The sequence below is a fragment of the Sutcliffiella horikoshii genome (assembly GCF_020524325.1).
GTDB classification, from domain to species: Bacteria; Bacillota; Bacilli; order Bacillales; family Bacillaceae_I; genus Sutcliffiella_A; species Sutcliffiella_A horikoshii_D.
The window spans coordinates 51,377-73,490 of sequence record NZ_JAIVKY010000014.1 but is presented as its reverse complement, the minus strand read 5'-3'; the positions used below and the strand labels follow the sequence as shown (position 1 = coordinate 73,490).

The window sequence follows — 22,114 nt, the reverse complement described above, 5'->3', positions numbered from 1 at the left end:
AGCTCCTTCCGTAATGTAGCTCTGATTTGGTTTGTTTTTTTCAGTAAACATTCTAACCAAATTAACCTACGATTTTACGAGTAAGGAGCTAGTTTCGTTCATGATAACTCGGCTTCGCCAAAACCACTGAAAAAGTCTATTATTTAAATGTTATATAGACACCGCTGTTGATTTCCGAAAAAGGCTTCGCTTTCCTAGGGGCGCTGCTTGAGCCTCCTCGGCTACGCCTGCGGGGTCTCCACCTAGCGATATCTCCCTCAGGAGTCTCCGCCTTTTTCTCCAATCACCAGCTAGAAATCATTTAAGTACATGAGATTTCAGTTTTTCAGTGGCTTCGCTTAGCCTGCGGGGTCTCAAGTCTACCGCTATCTCCCGCCGGAGTGTCACACCTTGCACTACATTCGCCAGGAGAGTGTTGCGTGTTACAAGGAATCAAGCTCAATCATTTGTCAAATGATAAGGTTTTAGCTAACATGATAGGGTGAGGTGACATGTGCATGAGTGAAAAGACGATGCAAGAGATGCAAAAAGAAGTTGATACTTATATTTCCCAATTTAAAGAAGGTTATTTCAGTCCGTTAGCGATGCTTGCAAGGATGACAGAAGAGCTTGGAGAGTTGTCCCGGGAAGTTAATCACTATTACGGAGAAAAGCCGAAAAAAAGCACAGAGAAGGAAAATACGGTAGAAGAAGAGTTAGGCGATATGCTGTTTGTCATGATCTGCTTCGCCAATTCTCTTAACATAGATTTACAGGAAGCACACGACCGTGTGATGAAAAAGTTTCAAACGAGAGATAAAGATAGATGGACAAGGATTGAGGAGGAAGGGAAATAATGAAAAACATCAAGATTATTCTTGCGGGCCCACGTGGACGAATGGGACGAGAAGCCGTGGATTTAATACATAATACAGAACACTTTCAGTTGGTAGGTGTTCTTGACAGAGTGAATGAAGGTAAACTACTTTCTGATGTTGAAGGGTTTCCTAACATAGATGCGCCAATTTACAATGACCCAAGTGCGTGTTTCCAAGAAGTGGAAGCAGATGTACTTATTGACCTTACCACTCCTGAAATTGGAAAGATCAATACAAAACTTGCGGTCGAATACGGAATTCGCCCTGTTGTTGGCACGACTGGCTTTAATGAAGAAGAGCTTAAAGAGCTTAAAGACCTTGCAGCATCCAAAAAAGTCGGTGTCATCATTGCGCCAAACTTTGCTGTAGGAGCCATCCTCATGATGAAGTTTGCTCAAATGGCAGCGAAGCATTTTCAAGATGTGGAAATTATGGAATTGCATCATGACAGAAAGTTGGATGCTCCGTCTGGCACAGCGATCAAGACGGCAGAACTTATTTCCAAAACGCGTGAGCCAAAACGTCAAGGACATCCTGAAGAAGAGGAAACAATCAAAGGAGCAAGAGGTGCAGAAACAAAAGACGGAATTCACATTCATAGTGTTAGACTGCCCGGTCTTGTAGCACACCAAGAAGTAATGTTTGGGGGAGAAGGACAATCCTTAACAATCCGACATGATTCCTACAACCGAGCAAGCTTTATGTCTGGAGTTAAATTGTCTGTGGAAACCATTATGAACTTGGAAGAGTTAGTGTACGGCTTGGAAAATATTATCGAGTAACGGGGGAACTGTCATGAAGATAGCATTAATTGCACACGATAAGAAAAAACCGGATATGATACAATTTGCAACAGCTTATAAAACGATATTGGAAGAACATGAAATTTTCGCGACAGGTACAACCGGACTTAGAATTGCAGAGGCTACCGGCCTAAAGGTTTATAGATTTCAGTCCGGGCCACTCGGTGGGGACCAAGAAATTGGTGCCATGATTGCTCAAAATAAAATGGATTTGGTGATTTTCTTCCGTGATCCATTGACTGCACAACCACATGAACCGGATGTGACAGCATTGCTTCGCTTATGTGACGTTTATTCCATTCCACTTGCAACCAATATGGGAACAGCTGAGATCTTAATTCACGGCCTTGCAAGAGGAGAGCTTAGCTGGAGAGAGATTGTACATGGTAAAGAGGCGGAAAACCATGACTGAACCATTGGACATCCTGGCTTTTGGAGCACACCCGGATGATGTTGAAATTGGGATGGCAGGTACACTTGCCAAACTAAAAGAAAAAGGCTACAGAACTGGTATTTGTAATTTGACTCATGCTGAGAAATCTTCTAATGGGACAGTTGAAATCCGACAGAATGAAGCCTCCAAGGCCGCAGATATTTTGGAACTTGATGAACTTATTCAACTTTCCCTGCCAGATAGAGGATTATTTATGAAAGAAGAATACATAACCGAAATTGTTTCTGTTATTCGAACATACAAACCACGTATTGTATTTGCCCCATATCATGAGGATCGACATCCTGACCATGGGAATTGCGCCAAGTTAGTGGAAGAGGCAGTCTTTTCTTCTGGTGTCAGAATGGTGGAAGACAGTAAGAACCAAAAGGCACATAAACCAGATAATCTTTACTTTTATCAAATAAATGGAATGAATAAACCTCAGTTTTACATAGATATATCAGATCAAATAAATAAAAAGACAGCTGCGCTTCAAGCTTATACAAGTCAATTTGAAAAAGATAAGGATGGAGTGGATACGCCGCTTACCAATGGGTATGTGGACGCTGTCATCAGCCGCGAAAGGGCATATGGCAAGCAAATTGGTTCCATATACGCAGAAGGTTTTTTTGCCAAAGGACCACTTGTCTTAAACTATGATTTACTAGGTGGGATTTAATTGAAATTGAAAATAGGCATTACCTGCTATCCAACGGTAGGGGGATCTGGGGTAATTGCAACGGAATTAGGAAAACTTTTGGCGGAAAAGGGGCATGAAATCCACTTCATCTCCTCGAGTATGCCTTTTAGATTAAATAAAGTATATAGCAATATTTATTATCATGAAGTACAGGTGAATCAGTACTCTGTCTTCCAATACCCGCCTTATGATTTGGCTTTAGCAAGTAAGATGGCTGAAGTAGCAAAACGGGAACAATTAGACTTGCTGCATGTTCACTATGCTATTCCACATGCCGTTTGTGCTTATTTGGCTAAAAAGATGACGGATGATCAGTTGAAAATAGTGACCACCTTGCATGGAACAGATATCACGGTTTTAGGCTATGATCCATCGTTAAATGATATGATTCGTTTTGGGATAGAGGGTTCGGATGTGGTAACGGCTGTATCTGAGTCACTCGTTCAACAGACATATGACCTTCTGCAACCAAAAAAGGCCATTCAAACTGTTTATAACTTCATAGATGAACGGGTTTATTTTAAAAAAGATACGCAAGACTTAAAGACACAATATGGTATATCTAACGATGAAAAGGTAATAATCCATGTATCCAATTTCCGAAAAGTAAAACGAGTTCAAGATGTAGTGAAATCATTCCATCTTATCGAAAAGCAAGTAGCATCAAAGCTGTTGCTTGTCGGAGATGGACCCGAAATTTCAGTAGTCTGTAATCTAGTGAGAGAACTTGGATTAAAAGATAAGGTACTATTCCTAGGAAAACAGGAAAACCTTGAGGACCTATACTCTATCAGCGACCTTATGCTTCTTTTATCAGAAAAAGAGAGTTTTGGTCTGGTGTTATTAGAAGCAATGGCGTGTGGCGTTCCTTCTGTTGGAACCAAGATTGGTGGAATTCCGGAAGTAATAGACGACGGAGTAACCGGGTTCTTAAGTGATGTTGGAGATGTAGAAGATATAGCGCAAAATGCAGTAAAAATATTGGAAAATGCAACACTTCATAAAGAGTTTGCTGAAAATGCCATCTCACGGGTAAAAGAACATTTCAGTTCACGAAAAATAGTGGAACAGTATGAAGATATGTATAAGCAATTGATTAAGCAAGAGGCATGAAAACGGGGGAGTAACGATGAACAGAGCCTTCCAACAAGGAATCGAAATCATAGAGCGTTTAGAAGAGAACGGACATGAAGCTTACTTTGTAGGAGGCTCTGTTCGTGATACCCTGATGGACAGAGCGATAGGGGATATCGATATTGCCACTTCTGCCACTCCAAAAGAAATACAAGCTATTTTTCCAAAGACGGTAGATGTCGGTGCGGAACATGGAACAATCATTGTCCTCACGTCTGACGAGGAAAGCTATGAAGTGACAACATTCCGTACAGATGGAAACTATACGGATAATCGTCATCCAGATGAAGTGATCTTCGTGAAGAGCTTAGAAGAAGACTTGAAACGAAGAGATTTTACGATGAATGCGATTGCTATGAGCAAATTTGGCAAAATTCTTGATCCGTTTGAAGGAGAAAAGGATATTAATAGGAAAGTTATTCGTACTGTAGGTAAGGCTATAGATCGCTTCAGGGAGGATGCCCTGAGGATGCTTCGGGCTGTTCGCTTTGCAAGTCAATTGTCCTTTTCTTTAGAAGCAGCCACCTTTTTAGGAATCCAAGAAGACAAAGCGTTGCTTGAGAATGTTTCTATTGAAAGAAAGACGATAGAAATGGAAAAGCTTTTACTTGGACGAGGGGTTAAGTTTGGAATAGAACTTTTGGTTACTACAGGCCTTCATGCATTCCTCCCGCAGCTGGATGGGAAAGAGAAAGAATTGCTGGAGCTTGGAGATCTGCAGCTACAGCATCTAAAAAACCGCTCTGCCGTCTGGACGGTTTTGGTCCATAGTTTAAAGTTCAACGCACAAGAAGTAGATGATTTTATAACAAGCTGGAAACTTCCTAAGAAGATTAACAAGTCAGTCATGGAGAATCTACTGCTAATGGAAAAGGTCCAACAAGTAGGATGGCAAAGAGATTCTGTATACAGAGCAGGACTTAAACGGTCACTAGAAGTTCACGAAGTGATGGTCGTGCTAGGTTTGGAAGAAGAATCCTCAAAAAAGAATATAGAGACGTTATATGAGAATTTACCTATTTACAGTTTAAAAGATATTGTTTTCGACGGTCATGACCTAATGGAACTGGCAGGAGGAAAACGAGGTAAGTGGATTTCCGAGATACTATCAGACATGGAAATAGCTTTGCTTCATGGGGAAACAGAAAATGAAAGAGTGGCTTTGAAGGAGTGGGTGTACAATTGGCTACAGAAATACGATCCAAACTATTGAAAATGTTTACCGAAATTGAAGGTGATTTCCTTTCCGGCCAAAAGATAAGCGAAGAGTTAGGGTGCTCAAGAACAGCCGTTTGGAAGCATATTGAAGACTTGAGGCAGGAAGGCTATGAGCTTGAGGCGGTAAGAAGAAAAGGGTACCGAATAAAAACAATTCCCGATAAAATATCCCACAATGAAATTTCTCTAGGGTTAAAAACGGATACACTGGGACGAAAAATTCATTTTGAAGATTCCGTCACCTCCACCCAAAAAATTGCCCATCAATTAGCCTATGATGGTGTACCTGAGGGAACATTAGTTGTGGCAGAGGAACAAACCTCTGGAAGAGGGAGATTAAGCAGGGCCTGGTATTCACCGAAATATACCGGTGTTTGGATGAGTCTGATCTTACGTCCCAACCTGCCGCCTGCCAAAGCGCCTCAATTGACTTTATTGACAGCAGTTGCCATTACGCAGGCGATTGAAGAGGTCACAGGCTTGCGTCCGGATATTAAATGGCCAAACGATATCTTGATCAATAAGAAAAAGACAGTCGGCATCTTGACTGAAATGCAGGCAGAAGCAGATAAAATTAATTCAGTCATCATCGGCATGGGAATAAATGTGAATCAATCTTTGGAACATTTCCCCGAAGATCTTCATTCCATTGCAACCTCCTTGTCCATAGAACTCGGTGAAAAGGTCAATCGTGCAGAGCTTATCCAAACCATACTTGTGAAGTTTGAAAATTTGTATCAGAAATATCTCCAGCATGGGTTTTATCCGATAAAACTCTTATGGGAGTCCTATGCTATCAGTATTGGTAAAAGAATTATTGCCCGAACGATAACAGGTAGCCTTGAAGGTAAAGCAAAGGGAATAACAGAAGACGGTGTGTTAATGCTTGAAGATGACCAAGAAGTCATCCATTATATACACTCAGCGGATATACAAATTGGAAGCGATTAAATGATGGCATTCTTACACCACATGCACTATAATAGTGGTGTTGGGCAGTATCTATTAATGAACTGCACCTGACAACTAACAAGTTAACTTAACAAACTTAACAAGCTTAACAAACTTAACAACTAACCAAATATCTGCCTTGATCCAAAGGACTGGGACAGAGGGATTGAACTGAATGATTTTTTTGAGCTATACACAACATCCTTCTTTCGCATGCGCAAAAGAGGGATTTTTTTCGGTTCTTTTCCTCCCCTTATTAAAAAGGAGGACGGAAAATGAAAACTACATCGGACTTTTTAAAAATGAAAAAAAACAAAGAGAAAATAGCCATGTTAACGGCATATGACTACCCATCTGCCAAGCTCGCAGAAGAAGCGGGAGTGGACATGATACTTGTGGGAGATTCCCTGGGCATGGTAGTCCTTGGATATGAATCTACGGTACCTGTTACCGTGGATGACATGATTCACCACACCAAAGCAGTAAAACGCGGAGCATCATCCACTTTTGTTGTAACAGATATGCCGTTCATGTCCTATCACCTTTCCATGGAAAACACCCTTTTGAATGCCAAAAGGATTGTTCAGGAGTCAGGGGCACATGCGTTGAAAGTAGAAGGCGGCGGAGAAGTGTTCCATGTTATTTCCTGTTTGACAAGTGCCGGAATACCTGTGGTAGCACATCTAGGACTGACTCCTCAATCAGTAGGAGTTCTTGGAGGCTACAAAGTGCAAGGGAAAGATGTGGAAAGTGCCAAGAAAATGATTCAAGATGCAAGAACAGCTGAAGAGGCAGGAGCAATGGCCCTCGTTTTAGAATGCGTGCCAAAGCAACTTGCCAAGGATATAGCTGCTCAACTTACCATTCCTGTGATCGGGATAGGTGCAGGTGTTGATGTTGACGGTCAGGTTCTCGTTTACCATGATGTCGTGAAATATGGGGTAGACCGCGTTCCGAAATTTGTGCAATCGTATGTGGATTCCCAAGAGTTAATGAAAGATGGTCTGCAACAGTATGTTCATGAGGTGAAAGAAAATATGTTTCCAAAGCCGGAGCATAGTTTTACGATGAAAGAAGAAACGTTGCATCGATTATATGGGGGATAAGAAACGTGAAAATCATTAAGCAAATTTCTGACATGCAACATGTCATTAAAATAGAAAAACAGCAAGGGAAAAAAGTCGGTTTCGTACCGACGATGGGTTTTCTTCATGAAGGGCATCAAACTTTACTAAAAGAAGCTCGTGATAACAATGACATCGTCGTGTTAAGTATTTTTGTAAACCCTTTGCAATTCGGACCTAATGAAGATCTTGACGCTTATCCACGTGACTTTGAACGGGATGAAGCGATTGCAAATTTACGTGGGGTGGACTATCTTTTTTACCCTTCGGTAGAAGAAATGTACAAAGAGAATCGTACAACGATCATAAAGGTGGAACAACGGGTAGATGTTCTTTGTGGGAAACATCGTCCAGGCCACTTTGACGGAGTAGCGACCGTTGTCATGAAACTGTTTCAAATTGTCACACCAGACACCGCATACTTCGGCATGAAGGATGCACAGCAAGTTGCCGTCATCGACGGTTTGATAAATGACTACCATCTACCAATTGAATTGGTCAGAGTGAGAACAATCCGGGAAGAAGACGGTCTTGCAAAAAGCTCCCGTAATGTGTATTTGAGTGAAGAGGAAAGAAGCAAAGCTCCATCCCTGTATAAAGCACTTATACTTGGTAAGGCGAAACTGGAAGATGGAATGGATGTCCACACCGTAAAAGAAGAGGTGGAGGAATATATTCTCCTTCATACAGGACACAAAGTGGAATATGTGGAAATTTACGCGTACCCGACCCTTCAAGAACTGGAGAAGGTAAAGGAAGAGGAGAGCATCATCATTGCGATTGCAGTGAAATTTTCAAAGGCAAGGCTAATAGACAACATTGTTTTTTCATACTCTAAGGGGGAATAGAAATTGTTTCGTACACTAATGAATGCAAAAATACATCGAGCTAGGGTAACAGAATCTAATTTAAATTATGTAGGTAGTATTACAATTGACGAGGACATTCTCGATGCAGTTGGTATGGCTGCAAATGAGAAAGTGCAAATTGTAAATAATAATAACGGTGCTCGTTTTGAAACATATATTATACCTGGTAAAAGAGGCGGAAAAGACTTCTGCCTAAACGGTGCAGCTGCAAGACTTGTGCAAGAAGGAGATGTTATCATCGTCATATCCTATGCTATGATGGCGGAGGAAAAAGTAAAAGATCATCAGCCAAAAGTCGCGGTCATGAACGAATACAACGAAATTATTGAAATGCTAGGCACAGAACCAGCCGCTACAGTGATGTTATAAATAAATTGCAACAACCTGTTGATTGTAGTGAAAGGCACAATGACTCCAATGGGAGGCTTCCGGACCGCCCATGGAAAGCGAAGTGCCTGGAACGCAAATCAACTGTTTTTATGGATATCCCCCTCAAAACAGGGGGTTTTTCTATTTAAACATGGGAAAAATAAAAATACATATTTTTTTCAGTTGATGTCTATGGTACCTTTTATATATGTTGAAGAGAAGTAATGAGGTGGAATGAAATGAAACAGCGGTTTGTCGTTCTTGACTTGGAAACGACAGGGAATACTCCCAAGAAAAATGACAAAATAATACAAGTTGGCGCTGTTTTAATAGAAAATGGTGAAATAGTCGAGCGCTTTGCAAGTTTTGTGAACCCTCAATGTACCATTCCACCTTTTATTGAACAACTAACCAATATCAATCAGGAAATGGTCGATCGGGCACCAACATTTGCACAAATTGCTCCTATGCTGTGTGAAATGCTACAAGGGTCATCGTTAGTGGCACACAATGTACCTTTTGATCTTTCTTTTTTACAACATGAGCTGAAAACAAGCGGCCATCCGACATTTTCAGGTAATACATTTGATACAGTGGAATTGGCTAGGATTTTATTGCCAACACAGAAAAGCTATAAATTAACGGATTTATCGATTTTTTATGAATTGAATCATGCTAATCCACATAGAGCAGACAGTGACGCAGAAGCTACGGCCATTATTTTTTTGAAACTCTTGGAGAAGATTCAACGTCTTCCTTCCGTTACGATCAACCAGTTACATACATTTTTACATACCATGAAAAGTGATATTCACCTATTATTTCAACAAAAAGGTGTGTCAGCTTCTCATAACCATGTTCTCTATGATGAAAAACTAGCTGTTAGAAAATTATCACCACAGCCTATGGAAGAACTAGCAAAAGTGAAAAGTGCGATGCTAACGCAAGTGAAGGGATTGCTAAATCCCATTGATAAAGAATTGGCTGCCCTGCTTGAAGTTCGGCAACATGGGCTATTAGAAATTACAGCCTCTAACAAAATGCATACGTTAGGTGCACTTGCTTTTGCTCTGGAAAATAATAATAAAGTAGTAGTCAGTTCTGCAACAAAAGAAACGAAACAGGAACTTGAAAAAGAATTATTATCCCAAAATAGACATGCAGCATTTCTTTTATCAGAAATAAAAGGGAAGTATTATTATCTAAGCCTGTCCAGGTTAGTGACAGTGCTAGGAGAAGCGGATGATAACTATGATGCTGTTTTAACAAAGGCACAAATTCTCGTTTGGTTAACGGAAACCGAAACAGGAGATATGGAAGAACTTTCTCTTTCTTCTGGGGGAAGGTTGCTTTGGGATTCCATCAACTGCTCATACGGAGTTACCCCTGATGACTCACAGGATGATCTTTGTTTTTATTCAAGAGCAAAGAATCGAGTGAAAAGCGCCTCTGTCATCTTTACTAATCACATGTTCTTGGCAAAGGAAATTTGGAAACCAGAAGCATTCATGCAAATGGATCATTTTCTTGTAGAGGATGCCAGCCTTTTTCACCAAAGTGTAAGCAGGTTCATTGGGAAAGAAATCAGTTATTTGGATTTATATTTTGCATTATCTAGACTAAAGGAAAGCCCTGTCGTTCAACAGGCAAAAGAAGAGCTGGACGAGGCCTTCAGATTGATAAGAAGTTACTGCCTTCTAAGAACAAAGAAGGGGCAATCAAGAGTAATATACAGATATGATGTGTTGAAGGAAAAATCACCAGGGTGGTATGCTGTTCTAGAAGCTGCCCAAAGGCTGTATATGAAGTTGACAGAAGTACTTTTATCGTTGGAGAAAGAGGCTGAATCAACAGTTTTGAAGCAAATGAGGGATACCTTCCATGCTCTATTATTTAGTGTGGAAAACCATGGATTGACATGGTTTGATGTTCACACAAAAGGAGCAAAGAATTCTGTTACCATCTATGAACAGCCACTTGATGTTTCCCATAAACTTGCTGAAAAGTTTTATCAGCAAAAAAGCAGTGTACTTTTTATTTCACCAGCGTTAAGTGTGGACCAGAACTTTGACTATATGCTCGAGGAGTTAGGACTCACAGACTTCTATCCTAAGACGATTTCTGTTGAAAGCACAGGAACTAATTATCCCGGTGTATTTATTCCGACAGACATGCCAGTAATTACAAGAGGGAAAAATGAAGTATTCAACGAGATCGCTGCCATGCAACTATTAGAGCTTTTGGAAGATAGGGGAGGGAGGATTCTGGTTACATTTTCATCCCTAGAGATGTTGACTGCAGTTTACCAGGCAATCAAATCTCTCCCTAATGCAGAAGATACAGTAGTGGTCAGTCAAAGTAGCCAGTCCGGTGGAAAGCAAAAAATACTAAAAGCTGCAGCCAATTTTGAGAAGGCCATACTGCTTGTGACTAATGGATTCCTTGAAGAGGTTAAACTTCAAGGTGAAAAGATAGATACACTCGTGGTTATGCGTCTGCCGTTTAAATCAATGGATGAACCTGTGATGGCAGCTAAAATTGCCACGGTTGAGGGACAAGGCCGCAACTCATTCACAGATGTATCATTACCAATAGCAGTATTAAGATTCAAAGCAATGATAGGTCGCTTTTTAGAAGCAGAAGGTCCAAAAGAGATATTCATCTTTGATAAACGCGTGGTGGAAAAAAGATACGGCACCACCTTCCTACAAGCCATCCCTAACGCCATTGTCAAAAAAGACTCCTTCTTTGCCATCATGAATAATTTAAATTAGTCTATAGCAGTTGATTGGAGCAAAAGGCGCAGACTCCTGAGGGAGATAGTGCTAGGTGGAGACCCCGCAGGCTTGCCGAGGAGGCTCCAGCAGCACACCTAGGAAAGCGAAGCCTTTTGCGGAGATCAACTGCGGAGTTAACGAGATATAAAAAAGGGGTGAATCTTCCATATCAGAAAGATTCACCCATCAAGTTGGTGTGGGATAGAAGCAAATTTTATACTTTCACGTACATCAATGTACTTAACTGAATAGAAACTGTTATAATGTGTTTGAACACTATAGGTGATTCAGTACTTATATTCTAACCAGCAATACAGGTCAGTATAAGTAACAAAAATTGTTTAAACGCAGGAGGATTTTGGGATGGAAAGTAAAATTGAGGTCTTGTCAACTGTGACAGTAGAGAATTCATCCGATTTATATAAAATCGTGGATACACTAAACAGAACATTAAAAAGAGAAAACCTTATGTTTGGCTTGGCTTTAGACCAAGAAGATAAAGAAAAAGCAGTTTTCACAATATATCGTACATAAAGAAGTGATGAAATGAAAAAGTGGATTATTTTTAGCATTATTATGATTGCCATCATTATTTTGTGGCAATTTATCTCTATATATCAAACAGCCATGTCACCCGTTAAAGACGAGTTAGAAAAAGGGGTGGCAGTTGCCCAAAAAGGGGCAGAGCTACAAACAGTGGAAGAAGTAGCGGCATACAATGGAACAAACTCCTATGTTATTGTACAAGGAACCGACAGTGACAAGGAAAATCTTGTTGTGTGGGTGAAAGAAAGCAAGGAAATTGTCCATACAATGAAGATGAAAGACGGAATTCCAAAAGAAGAAGTATTGAACTATCTTCAAACAGACAGGGAGCCGAAAGAGATTATCTCGATCTCCCTTGCAATGGAGAAAAACACGCCATTGTGGGAAATTAAATTTAAAGACAGCAATGATCAATATAATCTTTATTACGTGAAATTCGAAAATGGAGAATATTTTCAACGAATAATCTTTTAATGGTAGCGGGAGGAAGTAAAAATGAAATTAGCCAAAAGGGTATCAACATTAACACCATCCACAACTTTGGAAATTACGGCCAAGGCAAAAGAACTTAAAGACGCAGGTCATGATGTCATTGGTTTAGGGGCAGGAGAGCCTGATTTCAATACACCAGCACATATAATGGATGCTGCAAAAGAGGCCATGGATAAAGGCTTTACTAAATACACTCCATCAGGCGGACTACCTGCATTAAAAAAAGAAATTATTAATAAGCTGGAACGAGACCAAGAATTAACGTATAAACCATCCGAAGTGATTGTTTGCATTGGTGCTAAGCACGCTCTTTACACACTTTTCCAAGTTATCCTTGATGAAGGAGACGAAGTGATTATTCCTACTCCTTATTGGGTGAGCTATCCGGAACAAGTAAAGCTTGCTGAAGGAGTACCCGTTTATGTAGAAGGCAAGGAAGAAAATCAATTTAAGATCACTGCTGAGCAACTTAAAGCGACCATCACTCCAAAAACGAAAGCAGTCGTTTTAAATTCTCCAAGTAACCCAACTGGTATGGTTTACACGAGGGAAGAGCTAGAAGAGTTAGGGAAAGTATGTCTAGAACATAATATTCTAATCGTATCGGATGAAATTTATGAAAAGCTCCTATACGATGGAAACAAGCACGTATCAATTGCACAACTTTCTCCAGAATTGAAAGAGCAAACAATCATTATTAACGGAGTATCTAAATCCCACTCTATGACAGGATGGAGAATTGGATATGCTGTAGGGAACCAAACTATTATCAGCGCGATGACAAACTTAGCAAGCCATAGTACGTCCAATCCCACATCCATCTCCCAATATGCAACGATTGCTGCCTATAAAGGACCACAGGATGATGTAGAAGTAATGCGTCAAGCTTTTGAAGAGAGATTGAATATCATTTTTGAAAAACTGAATCAAATTCCTGGCTTCCATTGCCTAAAACCACAAGGAGCTTTCTATCTCTTCCCTAAAGCGATTGAAGCTGCAAAAATGGCTGGCTTTAACGATGTAGACAGTTTTGTAAAAGCTTTACTAGAAGAAGAAAAAGTGGCACTTGTTCCTGGTTCCGGATTTGGTGCGGATGATTATGTTCGTCTTTCTTATGCAACAAGTCTTGATTTATTAGAAAGTGCTGTAGAACGAATCGCAAAATATATGGCGAAAGTAGCGGCTAAGTAATTTTACTTAGCCTTCCTCTTTTATAGAATGTAAGGAAAAGTGTTTGCTTACCATATTACAGGCTTGTATAATAGAGGATATGTACATAAAAGTGTAATTATATTGCAAGAACAATGCTGGAGGGAATAAAGTAGTGAAAACAACAATATCTGAAGTACATAAACATGTTGGAGAAGAAGTAACCATCGGTGCTTGGATTGCCAACAAAAGATCAAGCGGGAAAATTGCATTCCTACAATTACGTGACGGTTCCGGATTCATTCAAGGGGTAGTCGTAAAAGCAGAAGTAGAGGAATCTGTATTCCAGGCCGCAAAATCTGTCACACAAGAAACTTCTGTATATGTAACTGGAATCGTGCGCGAGGACGAAAGATCTCCATTCGGTTACGAACTTGGTGTAACTGGGGTAGAAGTAATCCATGAAGCGGTTGATTACCCGATCACTCCAAAAAATCATGGAACAGAATTCTTAATGGACAACCGCCATTTATGGTTGCGTTCTAAAAAACAACATGCCATCATGAAAATTAGAAATGAAGTAATTCGTGCGACTTACGAGTTCTTTAACGATAATGGGTTCTCAAAAGTAGATCCTCCAATCTTGACAGGCAGTGCTCCAGAAGGAACATCTGAACTGTTTGCAACAAAGTACTTTGACGAAGATGCATATCTTTCTCAAAGTGGACAACTTTACATGGAAGCAGCAGCAATGGCGCTTGGTAAAGTGTTCTCATTTGGACCTACGTTCCGTGCGGAGAAGTCTAAAACTAGACGTCATTTAATCGAATTCTGGATGATTGAGCCAGAGATGGCGTTCTATGAGTTCGAAGACAACTTGGTTGTTCAAGAGCAATATGTTTCTTTTATCGTTCAATCTGTTGTGAAAAACTGCAAATTGGAATTGGGAATTCTGGATAGAGATGTATCAAAGCTTGAAAAAATTCAAGCCCCATTCCCAAGAATCTCATACGATGATGCCATTAAATTCTTAAATGAAAAAGGATTTGATGATATCCAGTGGGGCGATGATTTCGGTGCACCTCATGAAACAGCGATTGCTGAGAGCTACGATATGCCTGTTTTCATTACGCACTACCCTACAGGAATCAAACCATTCTACATGCAGCCACACCCTGAGCGCGACGATGTAGTGTTATGTGCAGACCTAATCGCACCTGAAGGATACGGAGAAATCATCGGTGGATCAGAACGTATTCATGACTACGACTTATTAAAACAACGATTAGAAGAACACAATCTGGAGTCAGATGCATACAAGTGGTACTTAGAACTTCGCCAATACGGCTCCGTGCCTCATTCCGGCTTTGGACTAGGCCTTGAGCGTACAGTTGCATGGATTAGTGGAACAGAGCACGTTCGTGAAGCTATCCCATTCCCAAGATTATTAAACCGTCTATATCCATAATAAATATAATGGTCACCCGCTTCGAAAGGCGGGTGACTGTTTTTATGAACTTTTTAGTAAGGAAAGTTTCGTTTCAAGACTCCGAAGTTGATCAAGACCCCAGTAGCGTCGGACACGGCGGAGAGAGGTCCTGATAAGGCGGATGAAGACCTCAGTTACGCCTAACAGGGCTAAGAGAGGTCCTGAGAAGGTGGATGAAGACCTCAGTTTACCCGAACATGGATGAGAGAGGTCTTGATAAGGCGAATGAAGACTTCAGTTGCCGTAAACAACAGTGAGAGAGGTCCTGATAAGGCGAATGAAGACTTCAGTCACGCCGGACAGGGGTAAGAGAGGTCCTGAAGGTGAATGAAGACTTCAGTTACGCCGAACAGGGCTAAGAGAGGTCCTGATAATGCGAATGAAGACTTCAGTCACGCCGGACAGGGCTAAGAGAGGTCCTGATAATGCGAATGAAGACTTCAGTCACGCCGGACAGGGCTAAGAGAGGTCCTGATAAGGCGAATGAAGACTTCAGTCACGCCGGACAGGGCTAAGAGAGGTCCTGAAGGCGAATGAAGACTTCAGTTCGCCGAACAAGGCTAAGGGAGGTCCTGAGAAGGTGGATGAAGACCTCAGTTGCATCAAACAAGGATGAGAGAGGTCTTGAAATGCTACTAATGTTAAAACTTCATCTCTAATGCATTGAACTTTAAATATTTAACAGTTCAACAGCACATTGAAATATATTACCTATGAAGAATCACGAGAAATTTGTTATACTTATCGGAGAGGTGTCTCAGATGAAAAAAGAGCAATTTATTCAATTCATGGAAGAGGGCAACCTGTCCGTTCCTAAATATTTGTTAAACAATTACGTAAATCTTGGGTTAAATGAAAAAGAGTTTATCCTTCTTCTACATGTACATTCTTTCGTAGAAAGTGGTATTATTTTTCCGACCCCTATGGAAATCGCAGATAAGATGACAATTGACCCTACAGAATGTATGGAAATCCTGCGTCATCTACTTCAAAAAGGGTATGTATCCATCAGTGATGAAATGGATGAATACTCCATCAAATACGAACGCTATTCTCTCCAACCCCTTTGGGAAAAAATGATTACCTATATGATGGACCAAAACAAACAAGCCTCACAACACTTAAGCCAACAACAAGAAATGAACCTTTATACAGTGTTTGAGCAGGAATTTGGAAGGCCTTTATCACCGTTTGAGTGTGAATCTCTAAATATGTGGATGGATCAGGATCACCATGATCCAACTATCATTAAAGCTGCATTAAGAGAGGCTGTCATTTCTGGCAAGTTGAATTTTCGTTATATCGATAGGATTCTTTTTGAATGGAAGAAAAATGGCATCAAGACAATCAATCAAGCCAATGAGTATGGCAAGAAGTTTCGTAAGAATCAACAAAAGCCAACATCAGTACCACCAAATAAATCAAGCAATTCAACTGTTCCATTCTATAACTGGCTTGATTAACAAAAGGGGACACGTAATGAGGAATTGCGTGTTCCTTTTTCTATCATCTTCGGAAAGGTAGGACATATGGAATGTTAAATCTTAAACAAATAAAAGAAGTAGTAGATGTGATGGGGGAAATGTTTCCAGATGCCCATTGTGAGTTGAATCATAAAAACCCATTTGAATTAGTAATAGCAGTTGCGTTGTCCGCTCAGTGTACAGATGCACTTGTAAATAAAGTTACAAAGAACTTGTTTGAAAAATATCAAAAACCTGAGGACTACCTTGAAGTTACACTGGAGGAATTGCAGCAAGATATCCGATCTATTGGCCTTTATCGAAATAAAGCTAAAAATATCAGAAGCTTATGCCAACTCCTTCTTGAAGAATATAATGGACAAGTACCCAAAGAGAGGGATGAACTTGTTAAGTTGCCGGGTGTAGGCAGAAAAACAGCTAATGTGGTTGTATCTGTTGCCTTTGGAGTTCCGGCTATTGCAGTGGATACGCATGTAGAACGAGTGAGCAAACGTTTAGGAATCTGCAAATGGAAAGACAGCGTTTTAGAAGTAGAAAAAACTTTAATGAGAAAAATACCGAAAGAAAAGTGGTCTGATACGCATCATCGACTTATTTTCTTCGGAAGATATCACTGTAAAGCTCAGAACCCTCAATGTGAAAGCTGTCCGTTACTTGAGATGTGCAGAGAAGGTAAGAAGAGAATGAAAAAGAAGGTGGGCTAATGAAGATACCAGAAGCCTTTCTCCATCCCCATTTTTATTCAAATCAAAACTCTATCTCCATAAAGACCTTTGAATTGGAAGATATCATTGAAATCCCATTCAAATATGATATAGCATATTACCAGGGAGCAGCGCCGCATCTATTGCCTTGGGAGAAGACAAGTGACTCTATACCGCTTATACTCAATAGATGGAAAGAGAAAGAGCGTCATTTAATTAGTCTCCATGAAATTAGGGACCGAAAGGAAGCAAGGGAACAAGTCATCCATCCGATTGCGTGGTTCTTGCAAATGTTGTTCTGGATGAATGGTCAACCTGTAAGAAGTATAACGGATTGGAAAAATGAAGTGGACAAGTTGAAATGGAAGCCGATGAATGTGGATGAGCGGCTTGAGTTTGTCATAAAGAAACCTGAAATGTATCATGCATTTATTCAGCTTCAACAGCTATACACAGAAAGCGCCAAGCTATTCTACAAAATGAAGGCTCTTGAGCAAAAATAATACAAAAAGGGCTACCTCCGATGGTAGCCCTTTTCATGTTAATCGTTATCTTCTGAATCGTCACGTTGTCCATTACGGTTTGTATTGCTCTGTGTATTTGCATCATCAGCTTCTTCACCATCGCCCGGAGGCTCTTCACCGTCTCCAGGAGGTTCTTCGCCATCACCAGGAGGTTCTTCGCCGTCACCCGGAGGCTCTTCGCCATCACCCGGAGGTCCTTCACCGTCTCCAGGAGGCTCTTCGCCATCACCAGGAGGCTCTTCGCCATCGCCCGGAGGTTCTTCGCCGTCACCAGGAATCTCTGGAATAATTCCATCATCCTCTTCGACTGCTTCAGGAATCGTTATCGTCTGTGTTGCTGCATCACTTCTGTTTTCAGTGTTTTCATCCTGTACTGCTATAATCTCAAAAGTGAAGGTAGCACCAGGATCTGGTGATTCTACAACCAAACCGAGATCTTTTGTTTCCGTCAGAGGTTGAGGAGACCCTTCATTAACAGCTACATTTATAGTAAATGTCACACCTTCTAAACGCTCTTCAGGATATTTCCAATTTAGATTGATGACATTTGCTTCCTCGTCAAACTTTGCTGTAAAACCAGACGGGGTAGGAAGCTTATCATATTCTTTGGAAACCTTTGTTGGCTCTGTTCCTTTTACGAAATACTCATTCGTAATTTGGTCAGATGGTGTGAACTCACTTGCTTTCAATGGAGGATTTGTTCCTTTTTCAATTGGAACACGAACAACACTGTTTGGAACAGGGAAGTCTGCTTTATCTTCGCTTGTCGTGGATATGTTCTCCATTAATTGCTTAAAGATAATCCTAGATAAATATTGATCTTGATTTACGCCGTCAATCGGTCGCAGGTAGTTATCTGTTCCAGTTCGTCTAAATCCAGTCCAAACTGCCGCAGTATAGGTTGGGGTGTATCCAGCAAACCAAGTGCTTGGAACTCCGCCTTCAGGAATGCCATATTCTGATATTGTTTCTTTAGAAAAGTTAGTTGTTCCTGACTTACCTGCAATATTCAATCCAGGTACATTAGCTGCAGTGGCTAATCCGCTGCGTACAGATGTTTTAAGCATATCTGTAATCATGAATGCAGTAGAATCCTTCATCACTACTTCTGACTCTTTGTTAAGGTTGACGCTAGTACCGTCTTGGAAGACAACTTTCGTCACAGCGAATGGTTCAGTATAGACTCCGCCGCTTCCGAATGAACTATAAGCTCCTGCCATCTGAAGAGGGGAGATCCCATTCGAAAATCCGCCAATAGCATATGCTTCATTTATTTCTTCTTCAAGTGGTATGCCCAGCTTCACAGCAAAGTCTCTTGCTCTATCCAATCCGACTTCTTGAAGGGCTTTTAATGCCGGGATATTTCGAGAATCTGCCAGATGCTGTCTCATGCTTAAATACCCTTTATGCTTGTTGTCCCAGTTATTAATCTCTGTTCCAGAGGAGTAACTGTACGGTTCATCATTAATTTGATGATAGGTGGACCAATCTAAGTATTCAATAGCAGGTGCATAGTCAAGAATTGGCTTAATTGCTGATGCCGGTTGAACTCTTATATCTGTTGCATAATTGGTCCCTGTTTTCATATGGTTTCTACCGCCGCCAATTGCGCGAATCTCACCACTTTGGGTATCAATTAAAGCAATACCTGCTTGATAATCTTCATTTTCCAGATGTGGAATGCCGCTTTCGTCGGATAAGATGTATTCCACTTGTTCTTGTGCATTTACATCAAGCGTTGTGTAAATCTCTAACCCATCTGCCTGTGGATCCACATCGCCTAATTGATCAGAGATTTCTTCAATCACTCGATCAATAAACGCATTGTATTTATTTGAGTAATTCGTTTTCTCTACATCGTCTGCCAACGTGGAGTCTACTGGAATTGCTCTAGCTTCATCTGCTTCTTCCTCTGTAATTTTTCCATGCTTCACCATAAGAGTTAGGACGATGTTACGTCGTTGTTCAGCATTTTCAGGATTTGTAACAGGATTATAATTGTTCGGACTTTGTGGAAGTCCTGCAAGCATCGCTGCTTCATGCAATTCTAACTCGTCAAGTGACTTTCCATAATAATTCTGTGCAGCATTGGAAATTCCATAAGCATAATTAGAAAAATAAATACGATTTAAGTACATTTCCAAAATTTCATCTTTAGTAAAACGGGATTCTAGTTGATAAGCCAAATAGAATTCCTGTGCTTTTCTCTTTAAAGTTTTATCAGTGGATAAAAATGATAATTTTACAAGCTGTTGAGTAATGGTACTACCACCTTCAGCACCGAAGCCTCTTGTTACGTTCGCCAATACTGCTCCAGCCAAACGTCTGTAATCCACTCCATTATGCTCGTAAAAACGAACATCCTCAGTCGCCAAGAAGGCATCTTTTACAAGATCAGGAATTTCATCGGATTCTACATATTCCCGAGCTTCATGCCCGCCTATTTCAGCAGCAAGCTCGCCGTCCATCCCATAGACTTTAGAAGGGACAGGGACTTTAAGAAGTGTCTCATCCAGTGGCGGTGTGCTCTGGACATAGTAAGCGAAAGTTCCTATACCAGTTATTAATCCTACAATTCCAATAATAAGTGCGGATAAGAATATTTTTTTAAAGAGACCTTTCTTAGGGCTTTTCTTTTTTGTGCCGGATTTCGCACTTCGTTCTTCTTCCATAGCTTTTCGTCTTTGTTCTCTTGATTGATACTTCTCAGTCATGTTTCAGACCTGCCTTTCTTCACACATACAGTAATTCCGGGGTTATTAATAATACATGTCTATTATTTTGATATAATCGATTCTTGGCTGATAACCTTGAGGAATTAAGTAGCCATCCCGTTCGACCTCTTCTTTTGTAATAGACTTTCTTTCACCGGATTCTTTCCTATCCCAATAATGAAATAATTTATCGGCGGGCAACAAATAAACTTCATTAAAAAGACTGAACATTAATATGACGAAACAGATTCCATTTTGTTTCACAACTTGACGCATATGTTGAATTTGATGCTCATGGAAGTTTTGGAGAGGGAAGGAAGTTTTGTTTTTTGTTTCCTTTGCCTCAAAATCAATATACCTTCCTTTATATACTCCATTAAAGTCTGTAGTAGAGGCTTGTTTGAAGTATGCTTCCTTGATGACGGCGGCACTACGTTTTGGATAGTGCACATCGACAATCTGAATTGGTGTCGGCTTTTTATGGACAACAGCAATTCCTTGGTGGAGGTAATACATATTGGAATCATGAAGGTCATCCTCTAAACTCATTCCTCTGTTGCCATACAATGTTGGCCCAGTCTTTTTCGAAGGCGAATTGCTGCTTGCCTGAAATACTTTACCATTTGGGTAACGTATAGTCATAAATTTCCCCCTCTAGACTAAAACTAATCTTATATTAGTAAAAAACGTCATCTTTTTGTAAACTTTGTCACTTTTTGTTTGAAAGGAGGAGAATATGTACGTGAAAGATTTAACTCTCTATAAGGAATTACGAGAAAAAAGATTGAAATACAAGTACTCCTTTCAAGAAAATAATTTTATCACTACTATTAGAAAAAATACAGTGAAATACAATGTTGACAATATATCTAGGACAAAAGCATATGAAGCTTATTATGGTCAAAACAATGAAATCCGGTGGGCCTTTTTGGCTAGCATGGTATCTCGTAATGCTGGCTGGAATATGACGGACCTGGAGGGGAAATGGTTCAAGCTTGCATTAGAATGGCAGAAGAGATATCCGATTTTTATGACCTATGAATTAGCAAATTGGATGATCTTTAATGATGCGTACCCACAATTATTAGTATATGAGTTGTCCAAAGAATATAACAAACCATTATTTCATTTATTAAAAGAGTTTCATGTTTCCTGTTTTATGGAAGCCGAATGGGAGTATTTTTGGGAGAAAAGGGATATTGCAAGGTTGATGACTTCCCTCATTATTAATGAACAAAATCTCATACAAGAACCGGTTTTACATAACAGAAAATTAAAAAGAAAGGTCTTTGGAACTAGAGTATATGCCTTTCAAGATCTTGGTCATTTCAGTTGTGTAATTTTTCCAACGCTTAAGGGGAAATTATATGGCTATTCTGTTCATGGCTTTCAAAAGCTCCATAATAGGATTGCCTTAGGAAAGAAGTTGGCAAATCTATTATTTGACCCGGCTTTATCACAATCATTTCTGGACTTTTCAGAGTACACCGAACCTACAGGATCGCGGTATGATTATGAGCAGTATGTACATAAAGAGATATTTCGTGAGACTCCTTTTCTCCGAGCGGTATATCCCGTGATTCCGCATCAGCCTTCCCTTCAAGAGGACTGGGTTTTTAGAGAGGCAAGGCATCTTTCTAAATGGAGGGAAATGATACCGTACACTAATGGAGAAGAGAAAGAGATAACGAAATGGTTTATTCATAAACAGCATCAGATGCATAGCTTAATTGCTCTTAAGAAGTGGTTATAGGCAAAAAACAGCCCCGGAAAA

Annotated in this window: 21 protein-coding genes; 19 read left to right on the top strand and 2 right to left on the bottom strand. The window is 40.3% G+C overall.

Features of this window, described 5'->3' with window-relative positions:
- The first annotated feature begins 497 nt into the window (after nucleotides 1-497).
- From LC091_RS18785 to LC091_RS18700, 18 genes are all read left to right on the top strand, one after another.
- Nucleotides 498-836, top strand: a complete 339-nt coding sequence (locus LC091_RS18785; RefSeq protein ID WP_226683581.1) for a nucleotide pyrophosphohydrolase — start codon at nucleotides 498-500, stop codon at nucleotides 834-836.
- Nucleotides 836-1,639: a 4-hydroxy-tetrahydrodipicolinate reductase gene (gene dapB, locus LC091_RS18780; protein WP_226683579.1), complete on the top strand. Its 804-nt coding sequence runs from the start codon at nucleotides 836-838 to the stop codon at nucleotides 1,637-1,639. Before LC091_RS18785 ends, dapB begins: the two co-directional genes overlap by 1 nt.
- A 13-nt stretch (nucleotides 1,640-1,652) precedes the next feature.
- Nucleotides 1,653-2,072, top strand: coding sequence for a methylglyoxal synthase (gene mgsA / locus LC091_RS18775; RefSeq protein ID WP_226683577.1), 420 nt, complete (start codon nucleotides 1,653-1,655; stop codon nucleotides 2,070-2,072).
- Nucleotides 2,065-2,775: a bacillithiol biosynthesis deacetylase BshB1 gene (gene bshB1 / locus LC091_RS18770; protein WP_226683575.1), complete on the top strand. Its 711-nt coding sequence runs from the start codon at nucleotides 2,065-2,067 to the stop codon at nucleotides 2,773-2,775. The genes mgsA and bshB1 overlap by 8 nt, the downstream gene beginning before the upstream one ends.
- The gene (bshA, locus tag LC091_RS18765) at nucleotides 2,776-3,909 is read left to right on the top strand and encodes an N-acetyl-alpha-D-glucosaminyl L-malate synthase BshA (protein ID WP_226683573.1); all 1,134 of its coding nucleotides are present in this window, start codon (nucleotides 2,776-2,778) and stop codon (nucleotides 3,907-3,909) included.
- Between the two features lie 16 nt (nucleotides 3,910-3,925).
- A complete protein-coding gene (locus tag LC091_RS18760) occupies nucleotides 3,926-5,143 on the top strand; it encodes a CCA tRNA nucleotidyltransferase (RefSeq protein WP_226683571.1) in 1,218 nt (405 codons plus the stop codon).
- A gap of 2 nt (nucleotides 5,144-5,145) precedes the next feature.
- On the top strand, nucleotides 5,146-6,099 hold the full coding sequence (locus LC091_RS18755; RefSeq protein ID WP_226683594.1) for a biotin--[acetyl-CoA-carboxylase] ligase: 954 nt from the start codon (nucleotides 5,146-5,148) through the stop codon (nucleotides 6,097-6,099).
- Between the two features lie 275 nt (nucleotides 6,100-6,374).
- Nucleotides 6,375-7,205 (top strand): 3-methyl-2-oxobutanoate hydroxymethyltransferase, encoded by an 831-nt coding sequence (gene panB / locus LC091_RS18750; RefSeq protein ID WP_226683570.1) that lies wholly within the window; start codon nucleotides 6,375-6,377, stop codon nucleotides 7,203-7,205.
- A 5-nt stretch (nucleotides 7,206-7,210) separates the two neighbouring features.
- Entirely contained in the window at nucleotides 7,211-8,071 is an 861-nt protein-coding gene (panC, locus tag LC091_RS18745) for a pantoate--beta-alanine ligase (RefSeq protein ID WP_226683569.1), read from the top strand.
- 3 nt (nucleotides 8,072-8,074) lie between these two features.
- Complete coding sequence (gene panD / locus LC091_RS18740; RefSeq protein WP_010193705.1) at nucleotides 8,075-8,461, top strand: aspartate 1-decarboxylase; 387 nt, start codon at nucleotides 8,075-8,077, stop codon at nucleotides 8,459-8,461.
- Between the two features lie 239 nt (nucleotides 8,462-8,700).
- Nucleotides 8,701-11,235, top strand: coding sequence for an exonuclease domain-containing protein (locus LC091_RS18735; RefSeq protein ID WP_226683568.1), 2,535 nt, complete (start codon nucleotides 8,701-8,703; stop codon nucleotides 11,233-11,235).
- Between the two features lie 366 nt (nucleotides 11,236-11,601).
- The gene (locus tag LC091_RS18730; protein WP_010193715.1) at nucleotides 11,602-11,772 is read left to right on the top strand and encodes a YpmA family protein; all 171 of its coding nucleotides are present in this window, start codon (nucleotides 11,602-11,604) and stop codon (nucleotides 11,770-11,772) included.
- Nucleotides 11,773-11,784: 12 nt separating this feature from the next.
- Nucleotides 11,785-12,258 carry a cell wall elongation regulator TseB-like domain-containing protein gene (locus tag LC091_RS18725; RefSeq protein ID WP_226683566.1) on the top strand — a complete coding sequence of 158 codons (474 nt, stop codon included), beginning with the start codon at nucleotides 11,785-11,787 and terminating at the stop codon, nucleotides 12,256-12,258.
- Between the two features lie 21 nt (nucleotides 12,259-12,279).
- Nucleotides 12,280-13,467, top strand: a complete 1,188-nt coding sequence (locus tag LC091_RS18720) for a pyridoxal phosphate-dependent aminotransferase (RefSeq protein WP_226683565.1) — start codon at nucleotides 12,280-12,282, stop codon at nucleotides 13,465-13,467.
- 133 nt (nucleotides 13,468-13,600) lie between these two features.
- Nucleotides 13,601-14,893 (top strand): asparagine--tRNA ligase, encoded by a 1,293-nt coding sequence (gene asnS / locus LC091_RS18715; protein ID WP_226683564.1) that lies wholly within the window; start codon nucleotides 13,601-13,603, stop codon nucleotides 14,891-14,893.
- A 782-nt stretch (nucleotides 14,894-15,675) separates the two neighbouring features.
- Nucleotides 15,676-16,377 (top strand): DnaD domain-containing protein, encoded by a 702-nt coding sequence (locus LC091_RS18710; RefSeq protein ID WP_226683562.1) that lies wholly within the window; start codon nucleotides 15,676-15,678, stop codon nucleotides 16,375-16,377.
- 71 nt (nucleotides 16,378-16,448) lie between these two features.
- Nucleotides 16,449-17,102, top strand: coding sequence for an endonuclease III (nth, locus tag LC091_RS18705; RefSeq protein ID WP_226683561.1), 654 nt, complete (start codon nucleotides 16,449-16,451; stop codon nucleotides 17,100-17,102).
- A complete protein-coding gene (locus tag LC091_RS18700; RefSeq protein WP_226683559.1) occupies nucleotides 17,102-17,605 on the top strand; it encodes a YpoC family protein in 504 nt (167 codons plus the stop codon). Before nth ends, LC091_RS18700 begins: the two co-directional genes overlap by 1 nt.
- Before the next feature lie 38 nt (nucleotides 17,606-17,643).
- On the opposite strand, the gene LC091_RS18695 is transcribed toward LC091_RS18700, so the two are convergent.
- Nucleotides 17,644-20,340 carry a transglycosylase domain-containing protein gene (locus tag LC091_RS18695; RefSeq protein ID WP_226683557.1) on the bottom strand — a complete coding sequence of 899 codons (2,697 nt, stop codon included), beginning with the start codon at nucleotides 20,338-20,340 and terminating at the stop codon, nucleotides 17,644-17,646.
- Nucleotides 20,341-20,385: 45 nt separating this feature from the next.
- Nucleotides 20,386-20,982, bottom strand: a complete 597-nt coding sequence (recU, locus tag LC091_RS18690) for a Holliday junction resolvase RecU (RefSeq protein WP_226683556.1) — start codon at nucleotides 20,980-20,982, stop codon at nucleotides 20,386-20,388.
- A 100-nt stretch (nucleotides 20,983-21,082) separates the two neighbouring features.
- Between recU and LC091_RS18685 the strand changes: the two genes are divergently transcribed.
- Nucleotides 21,083-22,093: a DUF2515 family protein gene (locus tag LC091_RS18685; protein WP_404819704.1), complete on the top strand. Its 1,011-nt coding sequence runs from the start codon at nucleotides 21,083-21,085 to the stop codon at nucleotides 22,091-22,093.
- Nucleotides 22,094-22,114: the final 21 nt, after the last annotated feature.